The sequence below is a fragment of the Planctobacterium sp. AWM4_229 genome, from assembly GCF_056160305.1.
In genome coordinates this window covers 202,242-219,791 of sequence record NZ_JBSWWX010000005.1, presented here as the reverse complement: position 1 = coordinate 219,791, position 17,550 = coordinate 202,242, and the positions used below count along the sequence as shown (strand labels likewise).

The window sequence follows — 17,550 nt, the reverse complement described above, 5'->3', positions numbered from 1 at the left end:
CAACAATGAGAGGTATCAGGGATGATACCTCAATCAATGCCAGCACACGGACGTGCTGTCATTGATGGTCAATGTTGTGCTGGATACGACGATTACGCTTTGCGTGTCAAGGGCTGCGGAGGATTCTTAAGGAGTGCCGCAGGCAGCATTCCTTAAGGCGCCCCGGCGCCCCGGTAAAACAACATCCAACGTTGAAACTTTCATACTTTCCGGGTAAAGCCTTTTCTCTAATGTTAGCCTCCTTCTGGAGGAGATAGTTTAAGACAGAAAATAAAAAGCCGCATTACTGCGGCTTAGTGTACATTGAAAAGTAATTTAGCAATAACCGAAAGACATTAGTCGCTGATAGCGCTCTTCCAATAGTGCTTCTTTGGACAAACCAGTGAGCTGCGCTAACTGTTGTTTGAGTGTCGCTTTCAGGTTAGCGGCCATCGTATCGTAGTCACGATGGGCACCGCCTTGTGGCTCGTTGATAATGGTATTGATCAGGCCCAACTCTTTAATTTGGGGAGCAGATACGCCCATTGCTTCCGCGGCCAGAGGCGCATTCTCGGCACTTTTCCACAAAATAGAGGCACAGCCCTCTGGAGAAATTACCGAGTAAGTACTGAACTGCAACATGTTGACTCTGTCGCCTACGCCGATGGCCAATGCGCCACCAGAACCACCCTCACCGATAACGGTACAAATGATCGGTGTTTTAAGATCCGCCATTACTTTAAGATTTTTAGCGATAGCTTCACTTTGACCGCGCTCTTCAGCACCTACCCCAGGATAGGCTCCTGGAGTATCGATAAAGGTGATAATCGGCAACTTAAAGCGCTCTGCCATTTCCATTAAACGCAAAGCCTTGCGATAACCCTCTGGTTTCGGCATACCAAAGTTGCGTTTGATTTTTTCGTGGGTATCCCGGCCCTTTTGATGCCCAATTACCATCACAGGGATGCCATCAATCTTAGCCACACCACCGATAATAGCTTTGTCGTCAGCATAAGCGCGATCACCACAAAGCTCGTCAAAATCGGTAAAGATTCGAGGAATATAATCTAGTGTATAGGGTCGCATTGGATGACGAGCCAACTGAGAAACTTGCCAGGCTCCTAGCCCGGAAAAGATTTTTTGCGTTAACTCAGAGCTTTTCTCTCGTAACCGGTTAATCTCTTCTTCCAGGCTAACATCGAATTCTCCGCCTTGATTAACGGATTTTAGCTCTTCGATTTTAGCCTCAAGTTCAGCAATCGGTTGCTCAAAATCAAGGAAGTGTAAGCTCATTTAAATACCTAATAATAACTACATGTGTTTGTTGTTGGACGCCAAGTCTATTTATTTAAATGATTTAATGAAAAACCATTTCGACTTTTTCTGCACCCAGCAGATTCTTTACTTCGTATAGTAACTCATCTTGCGGCGATAAGTACCATTCTGCTCCTAAAGATATACAGGCCTGCGCATCTTCATGATGATACTTAAGTTGCACCGGGCAAATACCGCCTTTGAATGGCGTCAATACCTGTTGTAATTTGGCAATACCGGCTTCATCGCACCATGGAGCATCAACCTCAAATAGCAAATGCTTAAGCTGCTTTTCGCGCGCCTGAATAATATCTTGAGCATGACGGACCGTGATTGTATTGCCCCCAGAGAAATCATCAAAGCTGACCTGTCCGGAAAGTACCAAAACCTTGTCGGTTTGCAGCATTTCTTCATATTCTTCAAACATATCGGGGAAAAAACGTGCATCCATTCGTGCACTTTGATCGTCAAGGGTCACAATAGCCCAACGACGGCCCTTTTTGTTAACCATAACACGAACCGCAATCACCAACCCAACCACTTTTGCTACCGAATCGCGATCGCCAGGTTTAGCATCCACCAACCTGCCCTTACAATAGTGCTGTAGTTCTGCCCGATACTGATTGATAGGATGGCCAGTCAGGTACAGACCCAAGGTTTCTTTTTCACCATCCAGCCATTGTTTTTCAGGCCATTCAGGGACATTAACGAAGGCGTTGTTGACTTCTTCAGGTTCGCTGGTCAATAGACCAAACATATCTGCCTGCCCGTAAGACTCGGCTTTAGCATGCTGTTCAGCGGCGGCCATGGCTTCTGGTAAGGTGGCCATTAACGAGGCACGGTGCGGCCCCAATTCGTCCATGGCCCCCGAAAGGATAAGTTTCTCCATCACCCGCTTGTTGATCTTCTTCAGATCAACCTTGGCGCAAAAATCAAAAATATCAGTAAAGTAGCCTTGTTCTTCTCGCGCTTTAATAATGGCTTCAATGGGACCTTCACCTACCCCCTTAACCGCACCGATACCATAAATAATGGTGCCTTCCTGATTTACCGTAAACTTGTATTTTCCCGAGTTTACATCTGGCGGCGAGATTTTAATGCCCATGCGATTACACTCATCCACCAGAGTTACAATCTTGTCAGTGTTATCCATATCCGCCGACATTACAGCCGCCATAAACTCGGAAGGATAATGGGCCTTCAGCCACAGAGTTTGATAAGAAACCAGCGCATAAGCTGCCGAGTGAGATTTGTTAAAACCATAACCTGCGAACTTTTCCACCAGGTCGAAGATTTTCATGGCCAGCTCAGGATCAATACCGTTATTCTTGGCACCGTCTTCAAATGAGGCCCTTTGCTTGGCCATTTCTTCCGGCTTTTTCTTACCCATGGCTCGACGCAACAAGTCAGCGCCACCGAGACTATAACCAGACATCTCCTGAGCTATCTGCATTACCTGCTCCTGATACAGGATAATGCCATAAGTGGGCTCTAATATTTCTTGCAAACATTCGTGTTGATATTGCGCATCAGGGTAGGAGATCTCTTCCCGGCCGTGCTTGCGGTCAATGAAGTTATCTACCATGCCCGATTGTAATGGCCCCGGACGGAACAAGGCCACCAATGCGATGATATCTTCAAAAGTATCAGGCTGAAGACGATTGATCAGGTCCTTCATACCTCGAGATTCCAGCTGGAATACCGCCGTGGTCTCAGCGCGCATCAACATGGCAAAACTTTCTTTGTCTTCCAGCGGTATTGCGGAAATGTCCACCTCATCACCCGAGCGCTCTTTCACCATATCTAGCGCCCACTGAATAATGGTTAATGTCCGTAACCCCAGAAAGTCAAACTTAACCAGCCCCGCTGTCTCTACATCATTTTTATCGAACTGAGTAACGGGAAATTTGCCCTCTTCATCGCAATACAACGGAGCAAAGTCGGTGATCTTTGTAGGGGAAATTACCACCCCTCCGGCATGTTTACCGGCATTGCGCACCACCCCTTCCAGGATACGGCACATATCGATGAGATCTTTGACTTCCTCATCTTCATCGTAAGCTTCCTGTAGGCGCGGCTCCACATCAAAAGCTTTGGCCAGCGTCATGCCTGGATCACCGGGGATTAATTTAGAGATGCGATCCACAAACCCATAAGGATGACCTAGTACTCGTCCAACGTCTCGCACCACAGCTTTTGCTGCCATGGTTCCAAAGGTGATGATTTGCGATACCGCATCGCGACCATACATGTCGGCCACGTGATCGATTACTTCATCTCGGCGGTCCATGCAAAAATCAACATCGAAATCCGGCATGGAAACCCGCTCTGGATTCAGGAATCGCTCAAACAGCAAATCAAATTCTAACGGGTCCAGATCGGTAATTTTTAGCGCATAAGCCACCAATGACCCCGCACCCGATCCGCGTCCCGGTCCCACCGGAATATTGTGATCTTTACTCCACTGAATAAACTCCATTACGATAAGGAAGTAGCCTGGGAATCCCATTTGATTGATAACCTGTAGTTCTATCTCCAGACGCTCATCGTATTCCGGTCGCTTTTCAGCACGGACATCAGGGTTGGGAAAAAGAAACTCCAGGCGCTCTTCCAGGCCTTCGCGCGAGACCTTAACCAAATAGTCTGCATCTGATAGCCCCCCGGTTGGGAATTTAGGCAGGAAGTAGGTACCCAATTGCACCGTAACGTTACAGCGCTTTGCAATCTCTACAGTGTTTTCAATAGCTTCGGGAATATCACTGAACAACTCCTGCATTTCTTGGGCAGTGCGCAAGTACTGCTGTTCACTGAAGCGTTTCGGGCGACGCGGATCTTCAAGCGTATAACCATCGTGAATACTGACCCGAATATCATGGGCATCAAACTCAGTTTCTTTAAGGAATACCACTTCGTTAGTGGCGACAACAGGGAGCTCTCGCTCTGCAGCAAGTGCCACCGCCGCGTGCAGATAATCTTCTTCACCTGGTCTACCAGTGCGCTGCAATTCTATAAAAAAGTTATCTGGAAAATGCTGCAAGTAGAAATCTAATAACTGGTTTATTTGCTTGTGATTATCTTTTTGCAGAGCAAATCCCAGCTCGCCATCTTTGGCGCCGGATAACACAATAATCCCTTCAGCGTGTTCCGCCAGCCAGTGAGCATCAATGACCGCCTTACCTTGCACGGAGCCTCGCTGGTAAGCACGAGAAATAAGCAGTGTAATGTTTTTGTAGCCAGCATTATTGCTGGCTAACAGAGTGGTTCTGAAGATGTCTTCACCGATAAGTGGATTCTGCAACCAAAAGTCACAACCAATAATAGGTTTAATGCCGTTACCGTGAGCCTGATAATAGTATTTCACCAGACCACACATATTCATCTGATCAGTAATCGCCACTGCAGGCATATTGAGCTCTGCAACGCGCGAAATGATTTTGGGTACCTTGTTCAAACCATCGCACATAGAAAAGTCACTATGTACTCGCAGGTGAACAAAAGAGGCTGAGTTTTCCTGAGTCATTTGATTTCCAAGGTATTATTCGCTCAACAGGATACGAACCGGTTTAAAACTGCGGCGATGTTCAAAAAGTGGCCCGTATTGCTGTAATTTTTCCAGATGCAGTTTGGTAGGATAGCCTTTGTGCTGCGCAAAACCAAATTCCGGATGGCGGACATCTAGTTCAAGCATTTGTTGGTCTCGTGTCACCTTGGCCAAAATAGAAGCGGCGGATATTTCAGGTACGGTCAAATCCCCTTTAACGATTGCCTCAGCAGGCCAGGACCAATCAGGCACCTTATTGCCGTCCACTTTCACGAAATCAGGTTGGATGGAAAGCGCGGCAACAGCACGTGTCATGGCCAGCATGGTTGCCTGGTAAATATTCAGTGTATCGATTTCTGTGGGTGACGCCTCACCAATTGCCCAACACAGCGCTTTTTCCTGTATCTCAGGAAACAAACGATTGCGCTTGGTCTCAGATAATTTTTTTGAGTCAGTCAAACCTGCGATGGGATTTTCAGGATCCAGAATCACCGCGGCAGTCACGACGCTACCTACCAGTGGCCCTCGGCCAACTTCATCAACGCCTGCAATGCGCATTATGCCCCCTCGATTTTTAGCAATCTGGCAACCGAACTGGCTGCGGTTTCATCGGCATTGCAACGCAGTGTTTGGTGTATGCGAGTAAACTCAGTTTGCAGCTCTGGGCAATCATCAGACATCAAAGTACGTAACTTGCTACTGATTAATTCAGGGTTAACATCTTTTTGCAACAGCTCTGGTACCAGCTCTTTACCTGCTAAAATATTGGGCAGGGCAAAATAAGTTTGCTTATACATAAAGCGCATCATTTGATAGGTCATGCCTTTCAACTTATAAGCCACCACCATAGGGCGCTTACATAGCATCGCTTCTAACGTTGCCGTTCCCGAAGCCAATAGTACCGCATTTGACGCAATCATCACTTGTTGTGCATGGCCAAATACCGTTCGCACTTCAACACCAGGCGCCAGACGTTCCAGGTGAGCATCAATTTCTTGTTTTCTCTGCTTGTTCACCACTGGGATCAAAACCAACAAATCAGGTATATCCTTGGCCAGTAGTTCTGCGCTTTGCAAAAATGTCTCAAACAGCATTTTAACCTCACCTGCTCGGCTTCCCGGCAGCAAGGCTAAGACTTTTCGTTCAGCATCAACATTGAGGTATTCTCTGGCACTTGCTCGGTCCACCTGCAATGGAATTTGATCAGCAAGGGTATGCCCAACAAACTCGCTGGGGATATTGAATTTGTCATACACTGGCGGCTCAAAAGGGAATATACAGAAAACGTTGTTCGTCGCTCGCGCTATTTTATGCACCCGGCTTTCGCGCCATGCCCAAACAGTAGGGCTGACGTAATGAATGGTTTTTACTCCCTGCTGCTTGAGCTTCATTTCCAACGTCAGATTGAAATCCGGCGCATCGACACCTATGAAGATATCAGGAGGATTTTCAGTAAAGTATTGCAGTACACTTTTGCGTATGTACAACAAGCGGCGAATACGCGATAACACCTCCACCAGGCCCATTACAGAAAGCTCTTCCATATCAAACAGAGTCTGACATCCCACAGACTGCATGCGCGGACCCGCAATACCTTCGAAAACGGCATTGGGGTATTTTTTGCGGAAAGCAGCGATAAGACCCGCAGCTAAGATATCGCCAGAGGTTTCCCCGGCTACGATACCCACTCGAATAGTTTTACTAGTCATAGGATTCGCTTGAAACAGCGTTATATTGGAAGTTAGCGAATGAGGCCACGCTCAGAGGTCAACAGAAAGTCAACCATCAACTGCACCTCCGCGTGTTCTCCAGCCAGTTCGGCAAGTAGATCCACAGCTTCAGTTACTTTGTTGCCTTGTCGATAGATAATGCGATAAGCCTGTTTTATCGCCCTAACAGTTTCGGGGGCGAAGCCGCGTCGCTTTAAACCTTCGGAGTTAATACCGTGAGGCTTGCCATCATTACCCAGCATCACGAATGGCGGTAAATCTCGCAAGATAATAGCGCCACCGCCCACGAAGGCATGAGCACCGATCTGACAAAACTGATGCAAAGCAGCCATACCGCCCAAAATGGCAAAGTCCGCCACTTTAACATGGCCAGCCAGAGTACAATTATTGGCAAAAATACACTGATCACCAATGCGCACATCATGCGCTACATGAGCGTAAGCCATAAACAGGTTACCGTTACCAATTATAGTTTTGCCTTCGTCCTGTATGGTACCGCGATGCACAGTGACGCATTCGCGAAATACGTTGTTGTCACCAACGATTAGCTCGGTAGGTTCGCCAGCATATTTTTTATCCTGACAATCCTCACCAATACTGGCAAATTGAAAAATGTGATTGCCCTTGCCAATCCTGGAAGGCCCTTTGATAACCACATGAGAATGGACAACACAGTCATCTCCAATGACCACATCAGGTCCAATAACGGTAAAAGCACCAATGCTGACATTGTTGCCAACAGAAGCTTTAGGATCGATAACGGCGGTAGGATGTATCACGACTTACATCTTCCTCATTGCACACATAAATTCGGCACTACAAGCTTCCTGGCCATTGACACTGGCATAGCCTTTGAACTTCCAGATACCACGACGTTCTTTAATAAAATCTACGTCAAAATCCAGTTTATCACCAGGTGTTACCGGAAGTTTAAAGCGGGCTTTATCAATCCCGGCATAGAGATATAAATCGTCAGTGTTGCCTGCACTTTTGAAACCCAAAATACCAGCGGCCTGAGCAAGGGCTTCCAGGATCATCACACCCGGGAAGATAGGCTTGCCGGGGAAGTGCCCCATAAAGCAAGGCTCATTAAAAGTGATATTTTTGTAGGCTTTGATGCGCTTGCCCACTTCCAGCTCAGTTACCCTGTCTACCAGCAACATGGGATAGCGGTGAGGCAACAAGTCCAGAATTTCTTCAATTTCTACACGTTCGATCACGTCAGTCAAACCACTCTTCTCCTAATTCGACTCTCATCATAGAGCAGCTTTTCTATTGTTAGCAACCTGCCTGCTCTATAAGTGCTGTACTTTATTTAAATTGTTTTTCTATTTGTTTTATTTTTTGCGACAGGTCAGTGATATTTTTCAAACCAACCATATTTTTTCGCCATTCTTTATTAGTGGTCGCAGGAATACCGGATGAATAGACACCAGGCTCCTTAATTGACTTGGTTACCATGCTAAATCCGGTAAACGTACAACCATCCACGATGTCGATATGACCATTAATCCCCACCATGCCGGCAATGACACAGTATTTACCAATGGTAGTGCTCCCTGCGACAACTGAGCAGGCAGCCATGGCCGTATTCTCGCCGATTTCCACGTTATGGGCAATCTGGCATAAATTATCAATAATAACGCCGTCTTTTAGTACCGTGTCTTCAAGGGCCCCTCTGTCGATTGAGGTATTGGCTCCAATCTCAACGCGATTGCCTAATATAGCTCTACCTAACTGGGGAATTTTAACCCACTGTCCGGCATCATTGGCATAGCCAAAACCATCTGATCCGATGACCGCAGAACTCTGCAACAAACAATCGTCGCCAATAATACAATCGTGATAAACACTGACATTAGCCCACAGCTTAGTGCGTTTGCCAATGCGAACACCTCGCCCGATAAAGCTTCCGGGGCCAACCTGAACGTTGTCACCTAACTCTACGTCGGCTTCAATAACGGCGTTTGCGCCTACCACAACCCCTTGTCCCAATTTGGCACTGGGATCAATGACCGCAGAACTATGAATTTCATGGGCAGCAGCAGGTGTGGTATCAAGCATTTGAGCTACCTTGGCATAACCGAGATAGGCGTTTTTCATTACCAAGGCATTGGTGTTACAAAAACTGACATCCTCTGCACCGATAATGACTGCCGATGCGTTGGTTTCAGATAACTGCGAACGATATTTGGCATTGGCCAAAAAAGATATTTGACCCTGTTTAGCAGCGGCTAAAGTACCAAGAGAGGAGATAACGACTTCGCCATCTCCTCTCAATTCAGCACCAAGCTCTTGTGCTAACTCCGCCAACGTGTAGCTGAGCTTCATAGCTTTCTCAATTAATTAGCAGTCTTGTTGATTTCGTCAATCACCTGACGAGAAACGTTGTACTGATCATCGATATAAGTGACCGCGCCCGCGTTTAAGATCACATCGTACTCTCCAGCTTGAGCAACTTTATCGATACCTTGTTGAATTAACCCCAGAATGCGATTGCGTTCTTCATTCTGACGACGCTGAATATTTTGCTGCAACGGTTGTGCTTTCGCTGCGTAGTCTTCGCGTAACTTGTTCAGCTCCTGTTCCAGATCGGCGATTTCCTGTTGACTCATGGTCGCTGTGTCACGACGTTGCTTTTCCATTAGATATTGAAGATCAGACTCTAATTGTTTGATCGCCTGGATTTCGTCTTTGAATTCTTCATTAATAGTTTGCTGAATCGTTGCTGCCTGTGGAAGGCTTTGGAAAATCGCCTGGACATTGGCAACACCAATTTTCTGTTGTGCATAGGCACTGGCACTGGTTAATGAAGCGGCTAATGTCATTGCCACGGCTGTTGCTTTTAATGCTTTCACTGAATACTCCTTAAAATTCTTATGCTAATTGCGTTGTGCAATCTAATTAAAATGTTTGACCAATATTAAATGAGAAGAACTTCACTTCATCACCACTCTGCTCTTTCAGAGCGCGAGAGAAACTAAACACCATAGGTCCCATAGGTGATAACCATTGTACCGACAGTCCGTATGAAGCTCTATAGAGACCAGGATCCGAGAAATCCAGGAGGCGCTCTTCACTGAGAGAGTCCAGGCTCAAATCTTTATAATCATCGTAGACAAATTCTGTATCCCAGACCGTACCGACATCAAGGAAAATACTGCTACGTACTTGAGTATCATACTCCTCACCAATAAATGGCGTAGGTACGATTAACTCGACGCCACCAATCGCTATCGCGTTACCACCGATAGAACGCTCAGTAACAAACAAAGAATCTGAGAAAGGCCCTAAACCTACGGGGTCGCCATTGGGGTCCGTGAGCGTTCCGGTCGTACGTTGAATGGCTCGTGGGCCAACGGTATTATTCTCAAAGCCCCTCAGAGTGCCAGAACCACCAGCTGTAAAGTTTTGGGTGAAAGGTAAAAACTGATCATTGCCATTAATCTCACCATAGCCGTTACCATAACCCAATCTTAAGCGCGTTAACAATGACCAACGCTGATCATTAGACAACGGAAAATAGAAACGCGTATTAAATTCTGCCTTGTAATAATTGGCATCTGAATTTGGCGTAGTTGCCGACAAAGACAAGGTCTGATTGGAGCCAGCTGTCGGAAACAGTCCGCGATTTAACGTACTTCTTATCCACGCCGCAGATACGACAAAAGAATCGTACTTAATAGGCGCATCGGGATCATTGGGATCAATGAACAAGTCGTAGAAACGCTGGGTTTGCTCGTAAGTATTGCGCTGCGCTAGTTCTTCGTTTTCGTAAGTCACACCAAAGCGCAAGCGATTGTATTCGTTGATAGGGAAGCCAAAGGTCCCACCAATACGATAGGTTTTGGTATTGTATTGAACAAGTCCAAAGTCCCCGGCGTCTAATTCACTATAGGATAATGTGCCGCCCAAGCTAATGCCATCGATGGTGAAATAGGGATCGTTGTAGGTAATCGCCGCTTGTTTTTGATAGCGGTTGGTATTCACATTGAAACCCACCTGTTTACCCGAGCCGAGGAAGTTATCTTGAGAGACCCCAGCTTGTAAGCTCAAACCAGTACGGTCACCAAAGCCGATTCCGGCGTTGAAGGAGCCGGATGGCTGCTCTTTCATACTAAACTCAACGTCCACTTTGTCTTCTTCGCCAGGTATTCTGACGGTTTCAAATTCCACTTCATCCACAAAGTTCAAGCGGCGGGAAATATTGGCTTTGGACACTTCCAAGGCTTGATTAGACAGGAAACTACCTTCCATCTGAGTGACTTCGCGCCGTAGTACTTCGTCTTTAGTGATGTCATTACCGACAAAATTGATCCTGCGCACATAAATACGCTTACCTGGATCCACCCGCATGGTTAATTTAACCGTGTTATCTTCGTCGTTGATATCCGGGATAGTCGTTACTGTGGGATAGGCATAACCAAAGCGTCCAAGATACTTACTGATAAATTCTTCGGTGTAAGTCACCAACGCTTGATTATAAAGGGTATCACCACGCAGAGGAAGCAAAGCGCGGATAGTATCGCCGTGCCCCAGCAATTCACCTGAGAGTTCCACGTCAGATACGTTGTATTGTTCGCCTTCTGTGACGTTTATCGCAACGTAGATCCCCTCTTTATCAGGAGTCATAGAAACCTGAGTAGAGTTCACTCTAAACTGCAAATAACCTCTGTCCAGGTAATAACTTCTGAGAGTTTCCATGTCGCCCTCAAGAGTTTGTTTTTGATAACGCGTTTCGGCCATGATGTCCCACCATGCCGGATCAAATCCCAGTTCAAATCCTTCTAACAGTTCTGCATCACTGAAGATTTCATTGCCCACGATATTGATCTGAGCGATTTTAGCAGCCTCGCCTTCCTCAAATAAAAATTTCAGGTCCACGCGATTTCTGGGTAAAGGTGTAACAATCGCAGTGACATCCGCATTGTATTTACCCACACTGTAATAGAAATCTTTCAAGCCACTCTCTAAGCCAGTAAGTACGGTGCGATCCAGGGGCTCACCAATACGGATATTACTGCCGTCAAGACTTTCCTGTAGCTGTTCATCCTTGATGTCGTCATTACCTTCAAAAATGATGTTACTAATGGTGGGGCGCTCTTTAACTTGAACCACCAAGGTGTCACCATCTCGCAATACTTTAATACTTTCGAAGTGTGTAGAAGAGTACAGGGATTTAATCACTTGAGAGATACGGAAACCATTCATGGTATCGCCCACTTTAACGGGCATGTAGGTTAATGCCGCCCCCAGAGCTACACGCTGCAACCCTTCAATTTTGATGTCATCAATGACGAAATCACTGGCTGAATTTGCATTTACCGAACCGGTCACTACGAAAAATAGCAATGCAAAAAGTGTCTGATTCAACTTCATTTATTTATATTCTTCCTGACTGAAACATATTCAGCATTGTTAAAAAAAGCGCGTGCTTTACAAACGGGTAATATCGTTCACGATTGCCACGGCCATTAGCATAAAAAGCAACACCCCACCGATACGAAAACCCACTTCCTGAACGGATTCAGGCACTGGTTTGCCGGTCACCAACTCTACAAAATAATAAAGTAAGTGCCCGCCATCTAATACGGGTAGCGGTAGTAAGTTAATAATCCCAAGATTCACACTAATGAGCGCCAGAAAACTGAGAAAATATACCAAACCATATCCTGCGCTAGCTCCTGCTCCTTGAGCAATGGATATGGGTCCACTGAGATTTTTAACCGACACATCACCAGTAAATAATTTGCCGATCATTTCTACGCTCAGTGTCATCAAGCGCCATGTATTATCCATAGCAGCCCCCAAGGCTGCAACCAATCCGTACTGATGAGTAAATATATACTCTTCAGGCCAGGGTTCTGATTGCGGCACAACGCCCAAATAACCCACTTGTGGATTGTCCTCACGGAAGCCAACAGTAACCATAACAGGCACTTCGCGCCCCTGTCTTAGCAACATCACTCCCACAGTATCACCGCCTCTTCCGGTAAGATACTCCCCTATTTGTTCCCATTTATCGATGGGAGTTCCATCAATACTCAAAATTTTATCGTCTTTGTTGATTCCAGCTCGTTCTGCTGGTGAATCTTTAGCCACCAATCCTATTGTCGTGGTAATCGCAGGACGGAAAGGTTCTATGCCCAATGAACGGATCGCCGACTGGGCCTCAGGGTCAAATTGCCAATCTGACAAGTCAAGGGAATAGCTGCGCTGTGACATGTTTGAGTCAAGATAGGTAGTTACCTCCATCGAGTCTTTGCCGATATGCGATACCAGCTCCAGATTGATGGCGCTCCAATCCTTGACTTCACGCTCTCCAATTTTGCTGATTTGCACATCTCGAGGCAGGCCAGCCTGAGCTGCAATAGAGTCAGGTTGTACATTGCCTATCACAGGACGAACCGTTTCAACGCCCAACAAATACATGAAATACAGGGCAATTACGGCAAAGATAAAATTAGTAAGGGGCCCAGCAGCTATGATCGCAATGCGCTTCAAAACCGATTGGCTGTTAAAAGTGACATTTTTATCATTCGGGTCAACATCATCTACCCGACTATCCAGCATCCTGACATACCCACCCAGTGGGATCATCGCCACGACATATTCGGTGCCATATTTGTCGACCGTGCGCCACAGAGGCTTGCCAAAACCAATGGAAAAACGCAGTACCTTTACACCGCATTTGCGGGCAACAATGAAGTGCCCCCACTCGTGCACCGCCACCAGAATACCCAAGGCAATAATAAACGCACCAAGGCTCCACAAAAAATCAAACATAGCTAGATACTCTCCAGTATTTCAGCGGCAATTTTGCGACTGTTGGCATCGCATGCGATAATGTCATCCAGACTATCAACTTTTTCTCCAAGTCCTTGCTCTACACTCAGCTGACACACTTTAAAAATATCTGTATAGCGGATTTTTCTGTTAAGAAAAGCAGCTACAGCAATCTCGTTAGCGGCATTGAGAGCCGTGGTAGCAGCCTGTCCTTGGCTGGCACATTCTATCGCCAGCTGTAAACAAGGAAAACGCTCAAAGTCGGGTTTTAAAAATTGTAAATCCACTAACTGTGAAAAATCCAATGAAGCAACGCCAGATTCAATACGCTCTGGCCAGGCCAAGGTATGAGCAATAGGCGTGCGCATGTCGGGCTGTCCCATTTGCGCTAATACCGAACCATCGCTGTATTGCACCATAGAATGCACGATACTCTGTGGGTGAATCACCACCTCAATATTGTCCCCACTGACATGAAATAAATGGCAAGCCTCAATAAATTCCAACCCCTTGTTCATCATAGTGGCAGAATCAACGGATATCTTTTGCCCCATAGACCAGTTGGGATGCTTACAGGCTTGCTCGGGCGTGATGTCAGCAAAGGTGGAAATGTCATGATTTAAAAACGGGCCACCCGATCCCGTCAGTAAAATTTTTCGAATTTGACGCTCACAATAACCCTGCTCAGGAAGACATTGGAAAATAGCATTGTGCTCACTGTCCACCGGCAACAACGTCGCGTTATGCTCGGCAACCGCATCCATGAACAATTTACCAGACATTACCAAGGATTCCTTGTTAGCCAGCAACACCTTTTTACCGCTTGTCACCGCTGAATAAGTGGGCAATAAACCTGCAGCACCAACAATCGCGGCCATCACAGTATCCACATCAGACGCACTGGAGACAGCGCAAAGCGCTTCTATGCCACAATGCACTTCGCAATTAAGTCCGGCATCCGCCGCCAGATTCTGTAAAGTGGAATAATGTGCCGGGCTACTGGTAACTAAATGCCGGGGTTGATGAATTTTGGCAAGGTTAACAAGTTCCTCAACCTTGCTATGACATGTCAAAGCATAAATACGGAATCGCTCGGGATGACGCGCGACCACATCAAGCGTACTCAAACCGATTGAGCCTGTGGCACCTAAGACGGTTAAATATTGTAATTGATAAGTTTCAATAGGCTTCATGTAGAGAAATCTTTTTAAGCCATCCACATGACATAACAGAAGGCAAAAATGGGGAATGCGGCCGTGAGGCTATCAATTCTATCCAGAATACCACCGTGTCCGGGCAACAGATTGCCACTGTCTTTACAACCAGCACAACGTTTAAACATACTTTCGTTCAAATCGCCAAGGGCGCTAACCGCTACGGTTAAACCACCTACCAGAACGTGCAACCAGATACGAGAAGGGTCAACCTGATAATGCATTGCGGCAAAAGCAATAATGGCAAAAGAAGCCCCGACACCACCAAGTAAGCCCTCAATGGTTTTACCCGGTGATACGTTAGGGCGCAGCTTGTGACGACCAAATTTTACCCCGACAAAAAAAGCACCGACATCAGCAGCCCAAACAATACCCAATACATAAAAAATCAGGGATGCACCGTAGAGAGGATCAACATCAAATAAGCTGGTACGCAGCACCACGACAGCAACCCAAGTAGGGATAAGAGTGAGTAACCCAAATATCCCTCTTAAAAACACGCTGGTACGCCATAGCAGGCTATATCTTGGATAGGCGATAATAAGGAATAAAGAAATCAGCCACCAGACTGCCGCCAGCCAAAGTATGTATTCGTAAATTGGCGTTAAGTCTCCCTGGACCCAAACAGAATCCACTGGCACCAGAATACTCAAAGCAACACAGATCCCGGAAACCAATGCCGTGTAAATGGACTTGAGAAGAGGAATGGTCAGCCCGGTAAGATTTGCCCATTCCCAAGCACCTAACGCAACAATAGCGGCGAAAGCAATTTCAAAACCTCTGATGGGCAAAAACAGGATGGCTCCTAAAGCTAACGGAGCCAAAATCAATGCGGTAATAATGCGCTGTCTTAACATCTGAAGAACACCTTAATGCTGGCTCTCAATTTGCTCACCGGTCATACCAAAACGTCGTTGACGGCCAGCGTACTCTTTCACCGCATTGGAAAAAGCGGTTTCATCAAAATCAGGCCATAGGGTTGCACAAAAGTACAACTCAGAATAGGCCAATTGCCAAATCAAGAAATTCGAAATGCGTTGCTCACCACCAGTACGTATTAATAGGTCAATGTCTGGAAGTTCGTCCAATTGAACGTACCTGGATAAGTCTTGTTCTGTAATGGAGTCTATATCGATTTGCTGTTGCTGAACGTCTCTAAACAGTTGCTTACAGGCATTAGTAATATCCCACTTACCGCCGTAATTGGCCGCAATATTTAACACCATCGCAGTGTTATTTTGGGTCAGTTGCTCAGCTTCAGCAATCTTGCTCTTTAGCTTTTCATCGAAGCGACTCAGATCACCGATTACCTGTAATTTTACATTGTTTTTATTGAGCTTTTTAGCCTCACTACCTAAAGCCCAAACAAACAACTCCATCAGCGCTTTCACTTCGTCTACGGGTCGCAGCCAATTTTCACTGCTAAAGGCGAATAACGTCAGTGCCCGAATATTGTTCTGCAAACAAAACCGAACCGCTGCACGCACCGCATCAGCCCCGGCTTTGTGTCCGAAGGAGCGCAATTTCCCTTTTTGTTTCGCCCAGCGACCGTTGCCATCCATAATAATGGCAACGTGTTGCGGCATCACATCATTCTGTTGATTTGCATCCGTCATCAAAGAAAGCTTCTAAATTTCCATTAATTCAGCTTCTTTTGCTTTGAGCAACTCGTCCACTTGTTTCACAAACTTATCGGTTGCTTGTTGAATATTATCCTCTGCTGCGCGAGCTTCATCTTCAGAAATCTCTTTTTCCTTCAACAAATCTTTAATATCACCATTGGCATCGCGACGAATATTTCGAATACTGATACGCCCTTGCTCTGCTTCACCACGCACCACACGAATCAGATCTTTACGTCGTTCTTCCGTTAAAGGCGGCAGTGGAATGCGCATGGTTGTGCCGGCGCTAATTGGATTCAGGCCCAAATCAGATTGCAGGATACCCTTTTCAACGGCTTGAATGGCACTTTTGTCAAATACGGTCAGCGCCAAGGTACGAGAGTCTTCAACCACCACGTTAGCAAGCTGTCTCAGTGGCGTAGCCGCACCGTAGTAAGAAACCATCACATTATCAAGCAAACTAGGATGAGCTCGCCCGGTTCTGATCTTACTGAAGTTGGTTTTAAGCGCACCAATACTTTTGTCCATGCGCTCTTTAGCATCTTCAAAAATTTCATCAATCATGTTTCTAACCTTATTTTTTTAGTTGTTATCTATCAACGTACCTTCATCTTCACCCATGACTACAGCTTTAAGGCAGCCAGTTTTATTCATGTTAAAGACTTTGATAGGAATATTGTGGTCTCGCGCCAATGTAAATGCCGCAAGATCCATGACTTTTAATTCTTTTTCTAACACTTCACTATAATTGAGGTGTTTTTGTAATACCGCATCTGGATTTGTATTGGGGTCTGCATTGTATACACCGTCAACTTTGGTTCCTTTCAAAACCACATCAGCCTCGATTTCAATGCCGCGTAAACAAGCCGCAGAGTCAGTGGTGAAAAAAGGATTCCCGGTCCCGGCAGAAAAAATCACTACACGACCAGACTTCAACAAACTAATAGCTTCTGTCCAATTATAAGCGTCACACACGCCATTAAGTGGGATAGCTGACATCAAACGGGCATTAACGAACGCTCTGTGCAAGGCATCACGCATCGCCAGGCCATTCATTACAGTAGCCAGCATGCCCATGTGATCACCCACAACGCGATTCATGCCAGCTTTTGCCAGTCCTTCACCGCGAAACAAATTACCACCGCCAATCACCAGGCCAACCTGAACACCAAGCTCGACTAACTCTTTGATTTCAGACGCCATGCGGTCTAATACTTTTGCGTCAATACCAAATGACTCATTGCCCATCAAGGCCTCACCACTTAGTTTCAATAAAATTCTACGATAGGCAGGTTTGGAGCTGATACTCATGAAAATTTCTCATCCTCAATGATTGTCGGGGATTTAGGGGACTCATTCGCTTT

The 17,550-nt window shown here is 46.1% G+C and carries 15 protein-coding genes; all 15 read right to left on the bottom strand.

Annotation, left to right across the window (positions count from 1 at the left end; translation table 11 throughout):
- Nucleotides 1-315 precede the first annotated feature (315 nt).
- Nucleotides 316-1,272, bottom strand: coding sequence for an acetyl-CoA carboxylase carboxyl transferase subunit alpha (gene accA, locus ACXAGP_RS12680; protein WP_475261814.1), 957 nt, complete (start codon nucleotides 1,270-1,272; stop codon nucleotides 316-318).
- 64 nt (nucleotides 1,273-1,336) lie between these two features.
- The gene (dnaE, locus tag ACXAGP_RS12675) at nucleotides 1,337-4,813 is read right to left on the bottom strand and encodes a DNA polymerase III subunit alpha (protein WP_475261812.1); all 3,477 of its coding nucleotides are present in this window, start codon (nucleotides 4,811-4,813) and stop codon (nucleotides 1,337-1,339) included.
- Between the two features lie 15 nt (nucleotides 4,814-4,828).
- Entirely contained in the window at nucleotides 4,829-5,392 is a 564-nt protein-coding gene (gene rnhB, locus ACXAGP_RS12670; RefSeq protein WP_475261810.1) for a ribonuclease HII, read from the bottom strand.
- Nucleotides 5,392-6,543, bottom strand: a complete 1,152-nt coding sequence (lpxB, locus tag ACXAGP_RS12665) for a lipid-A-disaccharide synthase (RefSeq protein ID WP_475261809.1) — start codon at nucleotides 6,541-6,543, stop codon at nucleotides 5,392-5,394. Before lpxB ends, rnhB begins: the two co-directional genes overlap by 1 nt.
- Nucleotides 6,544-6,575: 32 nt before the next feature.
- Nucleotides 6,576-7,343: an acyl-ACP--UDP-N-acetylglucosamine O-acyltransferase gene (gene lpxA / locus ACXAGP_RS12660; protein WP_475261808.1), complete on the bottom strand. Its 768-nt coding sequence runs from the start codon at nucleotides 7,341-7,343 to the stop codon at nucleotides 6,576-6,578.
- Between the two features lie 3 nt (nucleotides 7,344-7,346).
- Entirely contained in the window at nucleotides 7,347-7,793 is a 447-nt protein-coding gene (gene fabZ / locus ACXAGP_RS12655) for a 3-hydroxyacyl-ACP dehydratase FabZ (RefSeq protein WP_338293628.1), read from the bottom strand.
- An 82-nt stretch (nucleotides 7,794-7,875) separates the two neighbouring features.
- Entirely contained in the window at nucleotides 7,876-8,895 is a 1,020-nt protein-coding gene (gene lpxD, locus ACXAGP_RS12650) for a UDP-3-O-(3-hydroxymyristoyl)glucosamine N-acyltransferase (RefSeq protein ID WP_475261807.1), read from the bottom strand.
- An 11-nt stretch (nucleotides 8,896-8,906) separates the two neighbouring features.
- Entirely contained in the window at nucleotides 8,907-9,422 is a 516-nt protein-coding gene (locus ACXAGP_RS12645; protein WP_475261806.1) for an OmpH/Skp family outer membrane protein, read from the bottom strand.
- Between the two features lie 46 nt (nucleotides 9,423-9,468).
- Complete coding sequence (bamA, locus tag ACXAGP_RS12640; RefSeq protein WP_475261804.1) at nucleotides 9,469-11,943, bottom strand: outer membrane protein assembly factor BamA; 2,475 nt, start codon at nucleotides 11,941-11,943, stop codon at nucleotides 9,469-9,471.
- Nucleotides 11,944-12,000: 57 nt separating this feature from the next.
- Nucleotides 12,001-13,350: a sigma E protease regulator RseP gene (rseP, locus tag ACXAGP_RS12635; protein ID WP_475261803.1), complete on the bottom strand. Its 1,350-nt coding sequence runs from the start codon at nucleotides 13,348-13,350 to the stop codon at nucleotides 12,001-12,003.
- 2 nt (nucleotides 13,351-13,352) lie between these two features.
- Nucleotides 13,353-14,543, bottom strand: a complete 1,191-nt coding sequence (gene ispC, locus ACXAGP_RS12630) for a 1-deoxy-D-xylulose-5-phosphate reductoisomerase (RefSeq protein ID WP_475261801.1) — start codon at nucleotides 14,541-14,543, stop codon at nucleotides 13,353-13,355.
- A gap of 14 nt (nucleotides 14,544-14,557) precedes the next feature.
- Nucleotides 14,558-15,421 (bottom strand): phosphatidate cytidylyltransferase, encoded by an 864-nt coding sequence (locus tag ACXAGP_RS12625; RefSeq protein ID WP_475261800.1) that lies wholly within the window; start codon nucleotides 15,419-15,421, stop codon nucleotides 14,558-14,560.
- A gap of 12 nt (nucleotides 15,422-15,433) precedes the next feature.
- Complete coding sequence (gene uppS, locus ACXAGP_RS12620) at nucleotides 15,434-16,180, bottom strand: polyprenyl diphosphate synthase (RefSeq protein WP_475261799.1); 747 nt, start codon at nucleotides 16,178-16,180, stop codon at nucleotides 15,434-15,436.
- Nucleotides 16,181-16,192: 12 nt separating this feature from the next.
- A complete protein-coding gene (gene frr, locus ACXAGP_RS12615; RefSeq protein ID WP_338293641.1) occupies nucleotides 16,193-16,750 on the bottom strand; it encodes a ribosome recycling factor in 558 nt (185 codons plus the stop codon).
- 18 nt (nucleotides 16,751-16,768) lie between these two features.
- The gene (pyrH, locus tag ACXAGP_RS12610; protein WP_338293642.1) at nucleotides 16,769-17,497 is read right to left on the bottom strand and encodes a UMP kinase; all 729 of its coding nucleotides are present in this window, start codon (nucleotides 17,495-17,497) and stop codon (nucleotides 16,769-16,771) included.
- Nucleotides 17,498-17,550 lie beyond the last annotated feature (53 nt).